A 17390-nucleotide genomic window follows, 5' to 3' on the forward strand; every position below is an offset into this window, starting at 1 on the left:
GGCTACCTGCTCTCCACGGCCTCCTTGGACTTGGCGATGGTGAAGCCCCAGCCCTGGGCGAGCTTGGGCTTGGGCGGGATCGCGACCTCGTCGGGGTTGGTCACGACGTCGAGCAGCACCGGGCCGTCGGTGGCGAGGGCCCACGTCACGGCGTCGTCGAGCTGGTCGGCCTCGGTGACCCGGCGGCTCGTCAGACCCATGGCCGCAGCGACCGCAGCGAGGTCGGGGTTGTCGAGCTCGGTCCCGAACTCCGGCAGCCCACCCTGCTCCTGCTCGAGCTTGACCATGCCGAGCCGACCGTTGTCGAAGACCACGACGACGACGGGCAGCCGATAGGTCACCGCGGTGCGCAGGTCGCCGAGCAGCATCATCAGTCCACCGTCGCCGGCGAAGGCCACGACCGGACGCGTGCGGTCGAGCGCCTGCGCCCCGAGCGCCATCGGCATCGCGTTGGCCATCGAGCCGAGGTTGTAGGAGCCGACGAGCCGACGCGTGCCACGCATGGTCACGAACCGGGCGAGCCACGCGGTGGACATGCCGGTGTCGCTCGTGAAGATCGTCGTGTCGGGCGCCAGCCGGTCGACGGCAGCCGCCACCGCCTCCGGCCGGATGCGCTCGTCGGGGTTGTCGAGGACGGCTCGGGCCCGCCCGAGGAGCGTGCGGTCGTGGTCCGGGTCGAGCAACGAGCGCTGACGCCCGTGCCACGTCGCGTATGCCGTGCGCGCCCTCTCGAGGTGCCCGCGGTCCTCGCGTCGGCGGAGCCGCGGCACGAGCAGGTCCAGCGTCGACGCGGCGTCGCCGACGAGGGCGTGCTGCACGGGGGTGCGCCGGCCGACGTGCTCCCCGCGCGCGTCGAGCTGGATCACGGTCTTGCCGGTCGGGTACCAGTCGCGGTAGGGGAAGTCGGTGCCGACGAGGACGAGCACGTCGCAGTCGTCCATGGCCTGGGCGGCGGCGGGGTTGCCGATGAGGCCGGACTGGCCGACCTCGAAGGGGTTGTCGTGCTCGAGTCCCTCCTTCGCCTTGAGCGTCAGCACCATCGGGGCGGCGAGGACGTCGGCCAGCTCGAGCACCTGCGAGCGGGCCCCGCGCGCACCGCACCCGACGAGGAGCGTCACGGGAGCGTCACCGGCGAGGGCGGCGACGGCGGCCTCGACCTGCGCGACCGGTGCGGGCGCCGGCACCGCGGTCGGTGCGAACGTCGCGGGACGCACGCCCTTGTCGAGTGCGAGGTCGCCGACGTCGCCCGGCAGCGTCAGCACGGCGACGCCGCGCATCGACTGTGCCGCGTTGACGGCCTGCTCGAGCAGGTAGGGCAGCTGTCCCGCCGAGGTCAGGGTCTGGGACCACACCGAGACGTCGGCGAAGAGGGCGTTGTTGTCGACCTCCTGGAAGAAGTCGGTCCCGATCTCGGGGCTCGGCACCTGGCCGCAGATGGCGAGGACCGGCGCGTGCGACTTCTTCGCGTCGTAGAGCCCGTTGAGCAGGTGGATCGACCCCGGTCCCACCGTGCCCATGCACACCCCGAGCGTGCCGGTCAGCTGCGCCTGGGCGCTGACGGCGAAGGCCGCCACCTCCTCGTGGCGCACCCCGACCCACTCGATGCGGTCCTCCGTGCGGATGGCGTCGGTCAGCGGGTTGAGGGCGTCGCCGACGACCCCCCAGACCTGCGTCACCCCGGCGTCCGCCAGTGAGGTGATGATGTGCTCGGCGACGGTGGTCATGACGGGCTCCCGCCGAAGTGGTCGGCGCTCGCTGCGGCCCAGTCATGGGCCCAGTCCCGCGGGGGCTCGGCCAGCAGCTGCCCCGGCGCGAGCCAGTCGTAGAGCTCGGCGTAGGACTGGTTGCGGGTCGCCGACACGTTGAGCCGCAGGTGGTGCGGCGTCAGGCGCGAGGGGTCCGTGACACCCATGGCCGCCATGATCCGCATCGCCTCGTCGACCGTGGCCTGCTGGTAGCGGTGGACGCGCTCGCTCTTGTCGCCGACGTCGAGCGCTCGCGCGCGGCGCGGGTTCTGGGTGGCGACGCCGCTCGGGCACTTGTCGGTGTGGCAGCGCTGGGCCTGGATGCAGCCGGCGGCCATCATCATGGCGCGGGCCGAGTTGGTGTAGTCCGCCCCCTGGATGATGCGCTTGACGATGTCGTTGCCGGCCGCGACCTTGCCACTCGCGCCGATGCGCACGCGGTCACGCAGGCCGACGCCGACGAGCGCGTTGTGCACGGTCATGAGGCCGTGGGTGAGCGGCATCCCGACGTGGTCCTCGAACTCGAGCGGCGCAGCACCCGTGCCACCCTCGGAGCCGTCGACGACGATGAAGTCGGGCGTCGTTCCGACCTCGAGCATGGCCTTGCAGATGGCGAGGACGTCGACCCGGGAGCCGACGCAGAGCTTGAAGCCGGCGGGCTTGCCGCCGGCCAGCTCACGCATGCGGCCGATGAACTCGATGAGCTCCACCGGCGTGCGGAAGACGCGGTGGCTCGACGGGCTGACGCACTTCTCCCCCTGCGGCACCTGGCGGATGTCGGCGATCTCCTTCGTCACCTTGGCCCCCGGCAGCACCCCGCCGATGCCGGGCTTGGCGCCTTGGCTCAGCTTGAGGGAGACGCACTTGACCGAGTCGCCGGATGCCTTGTCGGAGAAGGTTGCCGGGTCGAAGTCGCCGTCCTTGGTGCGCGCACCGAAGTAGCCGGTGCCGATCTCCCAGACGATGTCGCCCCCGTTCTCGAGGTGATAGGGCGACAGGCCACCCTCACCGGTGTCGTGCGCGAACCCACCGAGCGCCGCGCCCTGGTTGAGCGCGCGGATCGCGTTGGCGGACAGGGCACCGAAGCTCATCGCCGACACGTTGAGCAGCGCCATGGAGTAGGGCTTGGTGCAGTCAGGACCGCCGACGAGGACGCGGGCCGGAGTGTCGGGCGGGTCAGCCGGAGCAGCAGAGTGCACGAGGTACTCGTAGCCGACCTCGTTGACGTCGAGCTCGGTCCCGAACGGGCGCTCGCCGTGGATGCCCTTGGCCCGCTCGTAGACGACCGACCTGGTGTCGCGGTCGAACGGGCGGCCGTCCCAGTCCCGCTCGATGAAGTACTGCTGCAGCTCGGGCCGGATGTCCTCGAGGAGGTAGCGCAGGTGCCCGACGACGGGATAGCGCCGCAGGATCGTGTGCTTGCGCTGGAGGAGGTCCCAGGCCGCGAGTCCGACCGCACCCGCCCCGGCTCCACCGACCACCCACCTGCTTCGACCCACGACTGCCTCCTCGCCCGACGTGCCGCCTGCGCGACCCGTGCTCGTCCGCCCCGGGTGCCCGTTCGGGACGAGCACTCCGACGTTCGCGTCCACCCGAGACCTACCCGCGACGGTGAACCGCATACCTGAGAGGTTCCTGAACCGGTTGGGCCCGTACGAGACTGGATGCGGGCTGGGCGCGGCCTGTGGGGGCGTTCGCAGGCAACGCCCAGCGACCGTCCAGCGCGCAGGTGGATCGTCTGCGACATGGGCACCCGAACCTTGCGGGCGCCGGCCTCGCACCGTCCCGCGCGACTGCTCACCGGCCTCTACGCGCTCGCCACCCTCGTCGCTCTGCTGCTGACCCTGCTGGCCCGACGCCGACCGCACCCGTTCCTCGCCGAGGGCATCTTCGGCCTCCTCAACGTGCCGGTGGCCCCGACCTTCGTGTCGGTGGTCGTCCTCGCCCTGGCCACTCGGGCACTGCTGGGCCGCAAGCGGATCGGGCTGTGGTTCGTCGCCGTCTTCCAGGTCCTCGGCATCTACGTCGGGTTCGTGGCGCTCGTGCCGGCCGCACGGCTCCCCCGGACCGAGATGTGGGTGAGTCGCGGCGAGCTCGGGCGCGGACTCGACATCGTCTCGACCCTCGTCGCAGCCCTGGCCCTGTGGTGGCTCTGGCGGATCCGGCACGACTTCACCGGCCGGCTCCAGCGTGGCTCGTGGGGCCTTGCGTTCGCTGCGCTCGCCGTCGGTTCCGTCGTGACGCTGGGGGTGGCCTGGCTGCTCCTCGGCGCCGTCGGCGCTCCCCGCTCCCAGGTCGACCCCCTCCTCGACACCGTGCTCGCCGTCTTCGGGGGTGTGAGCCGCCGCACCCTCGCGCTCGTCCCACCCTGGGTCGTCGACGTCGTGGCGGTCTGCGCCGGCCTGACGATCCTCGCGGCCGTCACCCTCTTCCTCGCCTCGGCCCGCCCGCGCAGCCGCTGGTCGCCGGACCGCGAGGTGGCCCTGCGCGGCCTCCTCGCCCGCGACGGGTCCGAGGACTCCCTCGGCTACTTCGCGACCCGTCGTGACAAGGCCTCGGTCTTCTCCCCCGACGGTCGGGCCGCCGTCACCTACCGCGTCGTCGCCGGGGTCTCCCTGGCGAGCGCCGACCCGGTCGGGCATCCGGACAGCTGGCAACCGGCCATCGAGGCCTGGCGGGCCGAGGCACGCGAGTTCGGCTGGGTGCCGGCCGTCGTCGGCGCGAGCGAGCGCGGCGCCCGGGCATACGCCGCCACCGGGGGCATGCGCGTGCTGCTCCTCGGGGACGAGGCGATCCTCGACCCCGCGCGCTTCGACCTCCGGAGGGCCTCGCTCTCGCCGGTCCGGCACGCCGTGGCGCGGGCGGCCCGAGCCGGACTCGAGGTCCGCGTGCGTCGCCAGCGCGAGCTGCGGGCCGACGAGGTCGCCGAGATCACCGACCGCGCCGAGGCGTGGCGCGGGGGCGAGACCGACCGCGGCTTCTCGATGGCCCTCGGGCGCGGCGGCGACGCCGCCGACGGGGACGTCCTCCACGTGACCGCCCACGCCGCCGACGGGTCGCTCGTCGGGGTGCTCTCCCTCGTGCCGTGGGGCCGCTCAGGCGTCTCGCTCGACGTCATGCGGCGCTCCCCCGACGCCCCCAACGGCGTCACGGAGCTCATGGTGAGCGAGCTGCTCGCCCACGCCCACCGGCTCGGCCTGGCACGGGTCTCGCTCAACTTCTGCATGTTCCGCTCGGTGTTCGAGGACGCCGAGCGGCTGGGGTCCCGGTCGCTGACGCGGGTGGGCGCGTCGGTCCTCGGCCTCTTCGACCGCGTCTGGCAGCTCGAGCGCCTCTACCGGGCCAACGAGAAGTACGAGCCGGCGTGGCAGCCGCGCTTCCTCTGCTACGACGACGCCGTGTCCCTCCCACAGGTCGCGCTCGCCGCCGGGGCGGCCGAGGGCTTCGTGCGACACCCGTCGATCCGCAACGTCCGCACCGGCCGTACCGAGCTCGACGCCGAGCACCTCGCCCAGGTGGCCGAGATCAGCGCGCCGCCCGTCGACGTCGAGGGCCTCGGCCCGCGCCGGTCCGACCAGTTCCGCCACCGCGCCGCCGCCCTGGACCGGATGCGCGCGGCCGGGGTCGACGCCTACCCGGTCGGCGCGGCCTCGGTGACGACGATCCCGATCGCCACCCTCGGCCCGGACGCGTGGCAGGCCCCCCGAACGCTGTCCGTCGTGGGACGGGTGCGGGAGGTGCGCGACCACGGCGGCGTCGCCTTCGCGACCCTCGTCGACGGCGAGTCGCGCCTGCAGGTGCTCTTCGACGCGGCCCGCCTCGGCCGGGAATGCCTCGACCGGTTCACCTCGTTCGTCGACGTCGGCGACCTCGTCCGCGTCGACGGCACGACCGGCCGGTCCCGGACCGGCACCCCGAGCCTGCTCGCCGACGACTGGCGGATGGAGGCCAAGTGCCTGCACCCCGTCCCGTTCCGCGCCTTCGACGACCCGGCAACCCGGGCGCGCCGGCGCTCGACCGACCTGCTCGTCCACCCGCGCGACGTCGAGCTGCTGCGGCGCCGTTCGGCCGTCGTCGGGTCGATCCGGAGGACGCTGGGCGACGCTGGCTTCCTGGAGGTGGAGACCCCGATGCTGCACACGACCCACGGCGGTGCGAGCGCGCGCCCCTTCCGGACGTTCATCAACGCTTACGGCGTCGACCTGTCGCTGCGCATCGCGCCCGAGCTGCACCTCAAACGGCTCCTCGTCGCCGGGCTCGGTCCCGTCTTCGAGCTCGGTCGCAACTTCCGCAACGAGGGGGCGGACGCCACGCACAACCCGGAGTTCACCTCGCTCGAGGTCTACCAGCCGCACGCCGACTACACGACGATGCGCCACCTCACCGAGCGGCTCGTCCGCGCCGCGGCACGCACCGTCCACGGCCGGGAGGTCATCCCGCTGCCCGTGCCGGGTCCGCGCCGCGACGCGCTCGACGGGCTCGACGCGCTCGACGGCGACGGCATGCAGGGGGTCGACCTCGTCGACATCAGCGGGGAGTGGCCGGTGGTGAAGGTCCTCGACGCGGTCTCCGACGCGGTCGGACAGCGGGTCACCGTCGACACCGACATCGACGTGCTGCTCGGCCTGGCCGAGGTCCACGGCATCACGGTGCGCCCCGAGATGGGCGCCGGGGCCGTCATCGAGGAGCTCTACGCCGAGCTCGTCGAGCCGGTCACGATGCTGCCCACCTTCTACATCGACTTCCCCGTCGAGACCTCGCCCCTGACCCGGCCGCACCGGACGGAGGCCGGGCTCGTCGAGCGCTGGGACCTCGTCGTGGCCGGGATGGAGGTCGGCACGGCATACAGCGAGCTGACCGACCCCGTCGACCAGCGGGCGCGGCTCACCGAGCAGTCGCTCAAGGCCGCCGCAGGCGACCCCGAGGCGATGGAGGTCGACGAGGACTTCCTCCACGCCCTCGAGCTGGGGATGCCACCCAGCGGAGGTCTCGGGATCGGTGTCGACCGGCTCGTCATGCTCCTGACCCACAGCTCGATCCGCTCGGTGCTGACGTTCCCGTTCGTGCGTCCGATGGGCGCGCGTCGGGCCGACCGAGAGACGAGCCCCGCATGGAGCTGACCGATCCCGGCCCCATCGTCCTGCTCTCCGTGCTCGCGCTCGTCGTCTTCGGACTGGTCGTCGCCGGCCTGCCCCGGTGGGGCTCCGGCATCTCGCGCGCCGTCGTCCGAGGCGTGCAGGTCGTGCTGCTCAACGTCCTCGTCCTCGCCCTCGCAGGCGCCGCCCTCAACGACCAGTACCTCTTCTACTCCAGCTGGGGTGACCTCTTCGGCTCCCGCTCGACGTCCGTCCAGGTGCACCACGGCGGGACGAGCCCCGAGGTCGTCACGGCCGCCGTGGCCGGTCCCGGTCTCCGCGGCGTCACGACACCGGCCGTGCTGCCACCCCTCCCCCAGCCGGGCTCGCGGCTGCAGACGTACACGGTCGTCGACACGCGGTCGAACGCCGAGGGCCAGGTCTACGTCCACCTGCCCGTCGGCTACGACCCGAGGTCCTCGCGCACCTATCCCGTCATCCTCGGCCTGCACGGCTTCCCGAGCGGGCCGAAGGGCTTCCTCAAGCTCGACTTCCTCAGCTCCGTCGACGCCCTGACCGCCGAGCACCGGCTGGCCCCCTCGATCGTCGTCGTCCCGCGCATCGACACCCCGGCGAGCCTCGACACCGAGTGCGTCAACGGCGGGGTCGGACAGCCGCAGACGGACACGTGGCTCGCCCACGACATCCCCGCGTGGACCGCGCACCACTTCCGGGTCACGCTGGCGCGGACGTCGTGGGCCACGCTCGGCTACTCCTACGGTGCCTGGTGCGCAGCGTCGCTGTCGATGCGCCACCCCGACGTCTTCGGCGCCGCCGTCGTGCTCCTCGGCTACTTCCGTCCGGACTTCAGTGCGGCCTACGACCCCCTGACGACCGCGACCCAGCGCGGCTACGACCTGGTGACCATGGCGCACACCGCGCCGCCGCCGGTGGCGATGTGGGTGCTCACCTCCCGCGAGGACCCGTTGTCCTACCCCACGACGTCGAAGTTCCTCAGCGTCGCCCGGAGCCCGCTCGACGTGACGGGCACCGTCCTCGCACACGGTGGCCACCGGGACTCGGTGTTCACCCCCTACGTCCCGGCCGCCCTCGCGTGGCTGGYCCAGACCCTGCCGGGCTTCCGTGCCTGAGACCGGACGACGTATGCCGCCGGGCCGGGCCCCTGACGGCCCCTCGAGCCGCGGCCGGCCCCGGGGGCGCGGGGTGCGCCCGCGACCTCGCCACCTCCTCGCGGCGCTGCTCGGCCTGGCCGTCCTCGCCGCCCTGGGGCTGAGCGGTGTCGTGCCCGGACTCGGACCGCCGACCCTCCTGGGAGACCCCGGCGCGGCACCGAAAGCGGCTGCCACGACGGTGGGCCCGGCTCCCGCGACGCCGTCCGCTTCCGAGACGACGCCGTCCGGACCGCTGACGCTCGTGGGTCTCGGGGACTCCGTGCCGTCGGCCGAGACGTGCGGCTGCACCGGCTACGTCGAGCAGGTCGGTCAGCGGCTCGGCGCGCTGACCCACCGGGGCTGGGTGGTGCACAACGACGCGAACGGCGGCTGGACCACGTCGGACGTCGAGGACGACCTCGGCTCCTCGTCCACCCGTGGCCACCTCGCGAACGCCGACCTCGTCCTCGTCGAGGTGGGGGCCAACGACTTCGATCTCGACCGGGTCGACGACCAGGGCTGCTTCCCGGCCGCCGGGTCGGGCTGCTGGTCCGCCACGATCGCCGGCCTGCGTGACGGCCTGACCCGGATCATCACGGCGATCCACCGCGTCGACCACCGTCCCGACCTGCGGATCGCCCTGCTCGGCTACTGGAACGTCACGGTCGACGGCTCGGTCGGCCGGGCTCTCGGCGAGGACTTCGTCCTCGGCAGCGACGAGCTCACCCGCCTGGTCAACGACACGGTCCACCAGGTGGCCGCGACGACGGGCGCGGTCTACGTGGACGCGTACAGCCCGCTCAAGGGCACGTCGGGCACCCGGGACCCGACGGGTGACCTCCTCGACGACGGTGACCACCCGAACTCGAGTGGCCACACCCTCCTCTCGACCGCCGTCGTGGACGAGCTCGCCACGGCGGGGGCGGTCGCGGCCTGGCGCGGGGCGTCCTGAGGGTCGACCGGAGTGGGCTGGAGTGTGGGCTGGACGGACGAGGTCTTGCCTCATACCCATTCAGTCGAGATCCCAACAGCCGCAGGCACTCCGGACCGCTGGGCGTTGACGGCGCACCCTCAGGTGCGGTTGCGTGGGGAGGCATGACCGTCATCGGCTTCCACTGCTCGCACGAGCAGATCGACCCCGCCCAGCTGCTCCGGGACGTCCGCGCGGCGCAGGACGCCGGCTTCACGGCGGCCATGTCGTCCGACCACATCTCGCCGTGGAGCAGCCGGCAGGGCGAGTCCGGGTACGCGTGGAGCTGGCTGGGTGCGGCCCTGGCGACCACGACCCTCCCGTTCGGCGTCGTCACCGCGCCGGGGCAGCGCTACCACCCCGCCGTCACCGCGCAGGCCATCGCGACGCTCGGACAGATGTTCCCCGGACGCTTCTGGGCCGCGCTCGGGTCGGGCGAAGCCTCGAACGAGCGGGTGACCGGTGACATGTGGCCCCGAAAGGAGGTCCGTGACGCCCGCCTCGTCGAGTGCGTCGACGTCATCCGTCGCCTTCTCGCCGGAGAGGAGGTGAGCCACGACGGGCTCGTGTCGGTCAACCGGGCGCGGCTCTGGACCCTCGCGGATCCCGTGCCCGACCTCGTCGGGCCGGCGGTGACCGCAGAGACGGCCGCACGTCACGCCGGGTGGGCCGACGGCCTCATCACGGTGAACCAACCACCCGAGACGCTGCGCACGGTCCTGGCGGCCTACCGCGACGCCGGTGGACGCGGTCCCGCCCGCCTGCAGGTGCACGTGAGCTGGGCTCCCACGGAGGACGAGGCCCTGCACGTCGCCCACGACCAGTGGCGCAGCAACGTGATCGGGCCGCCCGTCGCGTGGGACACCGAGACGGTCGAGGCCTTCGACCTCATCGGCGAGACGGTCTCGCCGGACCAGGTCCGCGAGGCGGTGCTCGTCTCGGCGGACCTCGACCGCCACGCGCAGTGGCTCCAGGACTACGCCGACATGGGCTGGGACGAGCTCTACGTGCACTTCGTCGGCCAGCACCAGGCACCCTTCATCGAGGCGTTCGGCACCTCCGTGCTGCCCCAGCTTTCGGTGACCAGCCCAGCGGCGCAAGGCGCCTCACCTCAGGGTGCACGGGAGGAGGACCGATGAGGATGAGCGACACGGGAGACGTGTGGTGGAAGAACGCCGTCCTCTACTGCGCCGACATCGAGACGTTCCAGGACTCCGACGGCGACGGGGTGGGCGACCTGCGCGGGATGACCGACCGCATCGAGTACCTCACCGACCTCGGCGTGACGTGCCTCTGGCTGATGCCCTTCTACCCGACGGCCCGCAAGGACGACGGCTACGACATCACCGACTTCTTCGGCGTCGACCCACGCCTCGGCACACTGGGTGACTTCGTCGAGCTGATGCGCACCGCCCGTGCCCACGGGATCAGGGTCATCATCGACTTCGTCATGAACCACACCTCCGACCAGCATCCGTGGTTCAAGTCCGCCCGGCGCAGCCGTGAGGACCCGTACCGCGACTACTACGTGTGGAGCCGCACGAAGCCCCGGTCGAGCGCCAAGGACGTCGTCTTCCCCGACCAGGAGGACAGCATCTGGGAGCGCGACGAGAAGACGGGCGACTACTACCTCCACCACTTCTACAAGCACCAGCCGGACCTCAACGTCGCGAATCCTGCTGTCCAGGAGGAGATCTCCCGGACGCTTGGCTTCTGGCTCGAGCTCGGCGTGTCGGGCTTCCGGGTGGACGCCGTGCCGTTCCTCTTCGCCCGCGACGGGGTGCCGGGCGTCGACGACGCGGACGCGTTCAACCCCGACCGCTACCTCGGCGACGTCCGGTCGTTCGTCACCCGTCGCGTCGGGGACGCGGTGCTCCTCGGTGAGGTCAACCTGCCCTACCCCGAGCAGCGGAGCTTCTTCGGCGGTGACGACGGCGACGGTCTCAACATGCAGTTCGACTTCATCGGCATGCAGCGCTTCTACCTCTCCCTCGCCCGCGGAGACGCCGGACCGCTGGCCGAGGCCCTGCGCGAGCGCCCGCCGCTCGACGTGACGAGCCAGTGGGCCAGCTTCGTGCGCAACCACGACGAGCTCACCCTCGACAAGCTGACCACGCGGGAGCGACGCGAGGTCTTCGACGCCTTCGGACCTGATCCGGAGATGCAGCTGTACGACCGGGGTCTGAGACGCCGCCTCCCGCCCATGGTGAGCGGTGACCAGAGAAGGGTGCGGCTCGCATACTCCCTCATGTTCTCCCTGCCCGGCACGCCCGTGCTCTTCTACGGCGAGGAGATCGGGATGGGTGAGAACCTCGACGTCCCGGGCCGGCTCGCGGTGCGGACCCCGATGCAGTGGACACCCACACCCAGCGGCGGCTTCTCCTCCGCCACCCCGAAGCGCCTGACCCGCCCGATGCCCGCCGGGGTCTGGGGACCGCAGCACGTCAACGTCTCCGAGCAGCGCCGCGACCCGGAGTCGCTGTGGTGGTTCGTCCGCCGTCTGGCGCGCCGCTACCGCCAGCTCCCCGAGAGCGGGTGGGCGACCGTCGAGGTGCTCGACCACCCGGTGCCGGCAGTCCTCGCGCACGTCAGCCGCTCCGGTGACTGGGCGATGGTCGCGCTGCACAACTTCGGCGAGGACGGCGCCATCGTGCCCTTCACCGTGCCCGATCTGCCCGCCGGCGCCCGGCTCGTCGACGTCCTCGGGGACCGTCCCGACGTCACCGTGCCGCCGTCGGGGCCTGTCGAGGTCGACATCGAGCCGTACGGCTACCGCTGGCTGCTCGTGGTTGGCGAGGGCGACGACCCGCTCCTCTGACGATCCGCGTGAGTGCCTCTGTGGTGGCGCAGGGCGGGGGTGAGCTGCGACGCGTTCATGCCCGACCGGCCCCCGATGCCCACCTCGCGGGCGCGCTTCATCAGCCGGTCCTTCGTCCCGTCGTCGTCGTCGGACGCCCGGCCACCCTTGCGGCTCACGGCCGACGGGTCGTCGCTCAGCCCTTGTTGCGTCTGGCCGCTCGGTCGCCGAGCGTCGCGAGCCGGTCGACGAGGGGCGACCCGAGCCGCCGCCGTGCCTCGGCGCCGTCGACGGTGTGCGCCCCGCCGCGTGCGGGCGCGCTCGGAAGGAGCCGGCCCATGAGCCCCATCACGCGCGTCGTCGTCGCCGGCGCGAGGCCTCGCACGCGGATGCCGACCCAGGCCAACGGCGTCAGCACGACCATCGGCCGACCCGACAGCACCGCGTCCACGATGCGCCGAGCTGCACGCTCGGCGTCGATCGAGAGCAGCGGCAGCGAGGCCGCAGGGGCGAACCACGCGTACTCGGCCTCAGGGTCTCCCCCGAACCGCGCGTGCACGTGACCGCCCGTCCGCATCAGGCCCGGGACGATCGTCGTCGCCGTGACGCCGGTCCCGCTCAGCGCGGCGGCGAGACCGTCCGAGAAGCCGACCGCGGCGAACTTCGCCGTCGCGTACGGCAGCAGGTGCGGGGGTGAGACCATGCCGCCGATCGAGGTCACCGTCCCGATCCGGCCGTGGCCGCGCCGACGCATGTGCGGCAGCACCGTCATCGCCGCATGGATCGGCCCCCAGGCCATCGTGTCCATGGCGTCCTCGAACTCGTGCAGGACCAACGACTCGACCGGTGCGGTCTGGATGACGCCTGCCACCGTCACGAGCACCTCGATGGGTCCGACCGAGTGCTCCACCCGGCCGACCAGGTCGCCCACGTCGTGCCGGTCGCGCACGTCGCAGTGCTCCGCCGTGACCGGACCGTGCGCGGCCAGGGCCTGGGCGGCAGCCGCGACCTCCGCCTGGTCACGGGCCGCCACGACGACCCGGTGACCTCGCGTCAGCAGCTCCCTCGCGACGAGGAAGCCCAGCCCGCGGGAGGCCCCCAGGACGAGGGCCACCGGCTGGTCCCGGACAGGCTCTTCGGTCGAACTCATGCTCGCCTCCTGGCGTCGTACACACCGTGACCCCATCCGCCGGCAGGTTTCTCTGTGCTCACCATGGGTAGGTCCGCCACATGAAGGCTCTGACCTGGCACGGCATCGAGGACGTTCGTGTGACCGACGTACCCGACCCCGTCATCGCTCACACCACCGACGCCGTCGTGCGCGTCAGCTCGACCGCCATCTGCGGCTCGGACCTGCACCTCTACCGGGTGCTGGCGCCGTACCTGAAGCCCGGGGACGTGCTCGGGCACGAGTTCATGGGGATCGTCGAGGAGGTCGGTCCAGGTGTCGCGACGCTCGCCGTCGGYGATCGTGTCGTCGTGCCGTTCAACATCTCCTGCGGTCGCTGCTGGATGTGCCAGCGCGGCCTGTTCGCGCAGTGCGAGACGACGCAGAACACCGACTCCGGCAAGGGCGCCAGCCTCTTCGGCTACACGAGCCTCTACGGTTCGGTGCCCGGCGGTCAGGCGGAGAGGGTCCTGGTGCCGCACGCCGACTTCGGGCCCATCGTCGTCCCCGACGACATGCCCGACGAGAGATTCCTCTACCTCTCCGACATCCTGCCCACGGCGTGGCAGGCCGTGGAGTACGCCGACGTCAACGGCAGCGACACCCTGGCCGTGCTGGGGCTCGGTCCGGTGGGTCAGCTCGCCGTCCGCTCGGCGCTGCACCCCGGCGTCGGCCGGGTCATCGGCGTCGACCTCGTGCCCGACCGGATCGAGCGGGCCCGGGTCAGCGGGGCCGAGGTCATCGATGCGTCCGACACCGACGTGGCGCAGGCGCTCAAGGACCTGACCGAAGGCCGAGGACCGGATGCCGTCATCGATGCGGTCGGCATGGAAGCCCACGGGAACCCGTTCTCGGAGAAGGTCATCGCCGGCGCCAGCCGTCTGCCCAAGCCCATCGCTCGAGGGGTGGTCGAGACGTTCGGGATCGACCGGCTCGCGGCCCTGCACACCGCGGTCGCAGCCGTGCGCCGGGGCGGCACCCTGTCCATCAGCGGCGTCTACGGGGGCATGGCCGACCCGATGCCGATGATGGAGCTCTTCGACAAGGGCCTGACGGTTCGGATGGGCCAGTGCCACGTGCGCCGCTGGAGCGACGAGCTCCTCGACATCGTCCGCACGGACGACGATGTCCTGGAGCTCGAGAGTCTCGCCACCCACCACGGCAGCCTGGAGGACGCGCCGGACCTCTACCGCGTCTTCCAGGAGAAGCAGGACGAATGCCTCAAGGTCGTCCTCCGTCCCTGAGCGACACGGCTCACCGGTCCAACCACAGTCCAGACAACCACCCGACAAGGAGATGCCTTCATGAGCGTGACGAGCTTCCAGGACCTTCCCCTCGCTGACCGCGACCGCGAGTGGGACGGCGACGCTGCCGAGAAGCGGGTGCGGGCGTGGGCAGGCGCGGAGGAGGGGCCCAACGAGAAGTACCGCGACGCGCACGTCTGGTACGACGCRGACAGCAAGACGAACTTCACGGCCTACAAGCTCCTCATCGCCGACGTGGTCGACGGGCGTCTCAGGGCCGTCCCCCGGGCCGTCATGGCGGCCGCCGCCGTCATGCAGGGCTCACGCGGCGGGGTCGACCTGCCCGAGAAGGACCGCGACCGCGTCCGTAGCCACCTCGCGAAGTACTACGCGAAGATGGGCGAGGACGCTCCCTGGGAGCGCGAAGGCTGACACCCCCGCGGGGCTCAGAAGACCGCGCCACCGCCGGTGACGCCGAGCACGGTGCCCGACACGTAGCTGGCCTCCGTCGGGGACGCCAGGAAGACGTATGCCGGAGCGACCTCCCCCGGCTGGCCGGCCCGTCCCAGCGGGGTGTCGGCACCGAACGTCTCGATCTTCCGGCTGTCACGGGTCGCCGGCTGCAATGGCGTCCAGATCGGACCCGGCGCGACTGCGTTCACACGGATTCCCCTGGGGCCCAGTGAGGCTGCCAGGTTGACGGTGAGGTTGTTGAGGGCAGCCTTGGTGGCCGCATAGTCGAGCAACGCCGGTGACGGGTCGTAGGCCTGGATCGAGGTCGTGTTGATGATCGATGAGCCCGGCTGCAGGTGCGGCAGCGCCGCCTGGCAGAGCCAGAGCACCGCGTGGAGATTGGTGCGCATGATGCGCTCCACGTGCTCCGGCTGGAGGCCCTCGAGCCCCTCCGGCCCACGGTCCCAGTGGTAGCCGGCGTTGTTGACGAGGATGTCGAGTCCGCCGAGACCGCGCACGGCGTCCGCGACGACGCGCATGCAGGCTTGGCGCTCGACGAGGTCTCCGGGCACGAGGACGCCCGCGCGACCGGCTTTCTCGATCCAGCCGAGGGTGTCCTCGGCGTCGGACTGCTCGGCGGGCAGGTAGCTGATCGCGACGTCGGCGCCTTCGCGGGCGAACGCGATCGCGACGGCTCGTCCGATGCCGGAGTCCCCACCGGTGATGAGCGCCCGCTTGCCCTCGAGCCGGCCGTGCCCGACGTAGGTCTCCTCCCCGTGGTCCGGAACCGGATGCATCTCGCTCGTCAGCCCGGGTGGTTCCTGCTGCTGGGCGGGAAAGCCGCCCTGGTCGTCGTGGCGCACCATGCTCTCGGCGCGGTCGGCGATCTCGGACACGGTCGGTCCTTCCATTCGGGTTCGCTACGCCTTCCTCCTACCCACGGCCGGGTCCGGCGACGCGGTCTCGGACGTCCGGCGTCACGAGCGGCTGTGGCATCCGACCGGACGCGGACCTGACGTTTGTTGGCAGCGACCGTTGCGCGAAGGGGCTCCTGCGTGGCACTGTCGATTCGTCTGAGCGGTCCAATCACAGCGCCGACTCCGTCACCGGAATCCGGAGATGAGTCATGTCGCAGCACCCTCTGCATCCCCGACTGTCGTTCGCCGAGCGTGACGCCGAGACGTCCGAGCTCTTCCGCCGCCTTGCCGCCGCTCGCACACCGGAGGACTCCGAGCCGATCGTCGAGGAGATCGTCCACCTCTACCTCGATCTCTGCGCCTCCATGGCCGGACGTTACGACGGGCGTGGCGTCGAGCACGACGACCTCGTCCAGGTCGCGCGCCTGGCCCTCGTCAAGGCTGTCCGTCGCTACGAACCCGGCCACGCCCCCTCGTTCGCCGCGTACGCCGTGCCCACGATCTCGGGCGAGCTCAAGCGATGGTTCCGTGACCGCGGCTGGGTCGTGCGGCCGCCGCGACGCCTCCAGGAGCTCCGCGCCAACCTGCAGTCCGTCCGGGGGCGTCTCGAGCAGGAGCTCGGCGCCACACCCACGGACGCCGAGCTGGCCCAGGCAGTCGGCGCGACCGTCGAGGAGGTCCGTGAGGTGGCCACGGCAGCCACCGGCTTCCGTCCGCTGTCGCTGGACTGCAGCCCGTCGGACGAGGAGCGCCCCGGCCTCGAGGCCTTCCTCGCCGCGGACGACGACGACCTCGCCGGAGCGGATGACCGGGTGTGCCTCGCCGACGCGCTGACCGAGCTCGACGACGACGAGCGTGAGCTGCTGCTCATGCGCTACGTCGAGGGCATGACCCAGCGCGAGATCGGCGAGGCACGCGGGGTGAGCCAGATGCAGGTGTCTCGGACCCTGCGGCGCATCACCGTCCGGCTCCATGACCACCTTGCCGAGCAGGACACACACACCCCGCCCACCGAGGCCGCCGCCGAGATGGGCACCGCCTCCTGAGCGACCCGGCGGAGTCGGCGGAGGCAGCGCAGGCCACTGACGCCGTCAGTCCGTGGTGGGCGCGCGCCGCGGTCGGTCACCCGTGATCGCCGGCAGCGCACCGGTCTCGGTCACCTCGAGCGCCACGTCGTGCAGCTTGCGGTTGGAGTTCTGGCTCGCCATCCGCAGCAGCCCGAACGCCTGGTCGCGCGTCACGTGGTGTCGGGTCATGAGCACCCCCATCGCGACGCCGATCTCGCGGTTGGACAGCAGCGCCCGCTGGAGGTTCTCGACCTGCTCCTGGTGGGCCGAGAGCGCCGCAGCAAGCGCGCCGTGCGTGGCCAGCATCAGGCCGACCAGCTCGGACTGCTCGGAGAAGCCGCCGACCTCGTCGGAGTAGATGTTGAGCCCGTCGATGCCGTCACCGACCTCCCGCCCCAGTCGGTAGGAGAGCATGCTGCGCATCCCGAGCTCCCGCGAGACCCTCGCGCCGAACTCCGGCCACCTGCCGTCGTGGCGCAGGTCCCGCGGGCGGTAGAGGGCGTCGTCGATGATGGCGTCGATGCAGGGACCCGACCCGACGGCATACTGGATCGCGTCGGCACGGCGGGCCACGTCGTCGGTGGCGGCGACGGTGCGGAACCGGCCGTGCACGTAGCTCGTGATGCTCGCCCACTTGGCGCCGGGTACGCGTTCGACCGCGATGCGGGCGACGGCGTCCAGCGTGTCGGTCGGCCCCATCGAGCCGAGCTCGGAGCCGAGCTTGGCGAAGGTCTCGGCGATCTCGCGCACGACGTCGTCGGCCTGCTGGTCCACGCTCACGG

The 17390-nt window shown here is 71.9% G+C and carries 13 protein-coding genes; 8 read left to right on the plus strand and 5 right to left on the minus strand.

Translation table 11 applies throughout. The features are described from left to right. Positions 1-2: 2 nt before the first annotated feature. A complete protein-coding gene (locus AB4Y83_RS04405; RefSeq protein ID WP_442296119.1) occupies positions 3-1724 on the minus strand; it encodes a thiamine pyrophosphate-dependent enzyme in 1722 nt (573 codons plus the stop codon). Then, positions 1721-3244: an FMN-binding glutamate synthase family protein gene (locus AB4Y83_RS04410; RefSeq protein ID WP_442296120.1), complete on the minus strand. Its 1524-nt coding sequence runs from the start codon at positions 3242-3244 to the stop codon at positions 1721-1723. The genes AB4Y83_RS04405 and AB4Y83_RS04410 overlap by 4 nt, the downstream gene beginning before the upstream one ends. A 246-nt stretch (positions 3245-3490) precedes the next feature. Here AB4Y83_RS04410 and lysX point away from each other — a divergent pair, with 246 nt between their 5' ends. From lysX to AB4Y83_RS04435, 5 genes are all read left to right on the plus strand, one after another. Continuing rightward, a complete protein-coding gene (gene lysX / locus AB4Y83_RS04415) occupies positions 3491-6865 on the plus strand; it encodes a bifunctional lysylphosphatidylglycerol synthetase/lysine--tRNA ligase LysX (RefSeq protein ID WP_442275251.1) in 3375 nt (1124 codons plus the stop codon). Next, the gene (locus AB4Y83_RS04420) at positions 6856-7971 is read left to right on the plus strand and encodes an alpha/beta hydrolase (protein WP_442296121.1); all 1116 of its coding nucleotides are present in this window, start codon (positions 6856-6858) and stop codon (positions 7969-7971) included. The genes lysX and AB4Y83_RS04420 overlap by 10 nt, the downstream gene beginning before the upstream one ends. 73 nt (positions 7972-8044) lie before the next feature. Next, positions 8045-8944 (plus strand): SGNH/GDSL hydrolase family protein, encoded by a 900-nt coding sequence (locus AB4Y83_RS04425; protein WP_442296122.1) that lies wholly within the window; start codon positions 8045-8047, stop codon positions 8942-8944. Positions 8945-9087: 143 nt separating this feature from the next. After that, positions 9088-10101 carry a TIGR03885 family FMN-dependent LLM class oxidoreductase gene (locus AB4Y83_RS04430; protein ID WP_442296123.1) on the plus strand — a complete coding sequence of 338 codons (1014 nt, stop codon included), beginning with the start codon at positions 9088-9090 and terminating at the stop codon, positions 10099-10101. Further along, positions 10098-11780: an alpha-amylase family protein gene (locus AB4Y83_RS04435; RefSeq protein WP_442296124.1), complete on the plus strand. Its 1683-nt coding sequence runs from the start codon at positions 10098-10100 to the stop codon at positions 11778-11780. The genes AB4Y83_RS04430 and AB4Y83_RS04435 overlap by 4 nt, the downstream gene beginning before the upstream one ends. Before the next feature lie 175 nt (positions 11781-11955). Here AB4Y83_RS04435 and AB4Y83_RS04440 read toward each other — a convergent pair whose 3' ends face one another. After that, on the minus strand, positions 11956-12909 hold the full coding sequence (locus AB4Y83_RS04440; RefSeq protein WP_442296125.1) for an SDR family NAD(P)-dependent oxidoreductase: 954 nt from the start codon (positions 12907-12909) through the stop codon (positions 11956-11958). Between the two features lie 80 nt (positions 12910-12989). On the opposite strand from AB4Y83_RS04440, the gene AB4Y83_RS04445 reads away from it, so the two are divergent. Further along, entirely contained in the window at positions 12990-14171 is a 1182-nt protein-coding gene (locus AB4Y83_RS04445; RefSeq protein WP_442296126.1) for a zinc-dependent alcohol dehydrogenase, read from the plus strand. 60 nt (positions 14172-14231) lie between these two features. Then, the gene (locus AB4Y83_RS04450; protein ID WP_442275258.1) at positions 14232-14603 is read left to right on the plus strand and encodes a hypothetical protein; all 372 of its coding nucleotides are present in this window, start codon (positions 14232-14234) and stop codon (positions 14601-14603) included. 14 nt (positions 14604-14617) lie between these two features. Here AB4Y83_RS04450 and AB4Y83_RS04455 read toward each other — a convergent pair whose 3' ends face one another. Further along, positions 14618-15490, minus strand: a complete 873-nt coding sequence (locus AB4Y83_RS04455) for an SDR family oxidoreductase (protein WP_442296196.1) — start codon at positions 15488-15490, stop codon at positions 14618-14620. Positions 15491-15750: 260 nt separating this feature from the next. On the opposite strand from AB4Y83_RS04455, the gene AB4Y83_RS04460 reads away from it, so the two are divergent. Continuing rightward, positions 15751-16587: a sigma-70 family RNA polymerase sigma factor gene (locus tag AB4Y83_RS04460; RefSeq protein WP_442275260.1), complete on the plus strand. Its 837-nt coding sequence runs from the start codon at positions 15751-15753 to the stop codon at positions 16585-16587. Between the two features lie 45 nt (positions 16588-16632). Here AB4Y83_RS04460 and AB4Y83_RS04465 read toward each other — a convergent pair whose 3' ends face one another. Then, positions 16633-17388, minus strand: coding sequence for an ANTAR domain-containing protein (locus AB4Y83_RS04465; RefSeq protein ID WP_442275261.1), 756 nt, complete (start codon positions 17386-17388; stop codon positions 16633-16635). Between the last annotated feature and the right edge of the window lie 2 nt (positions 17389-17390).

It is taken from the genome of Terrabacter sp. RAF57, assembly GCF_052113925.1.
GTDB lineage: Bacteria > Actinomycetota > Actinomycetes > Actinomycetales > Dermatophilaceae > Terrabacter.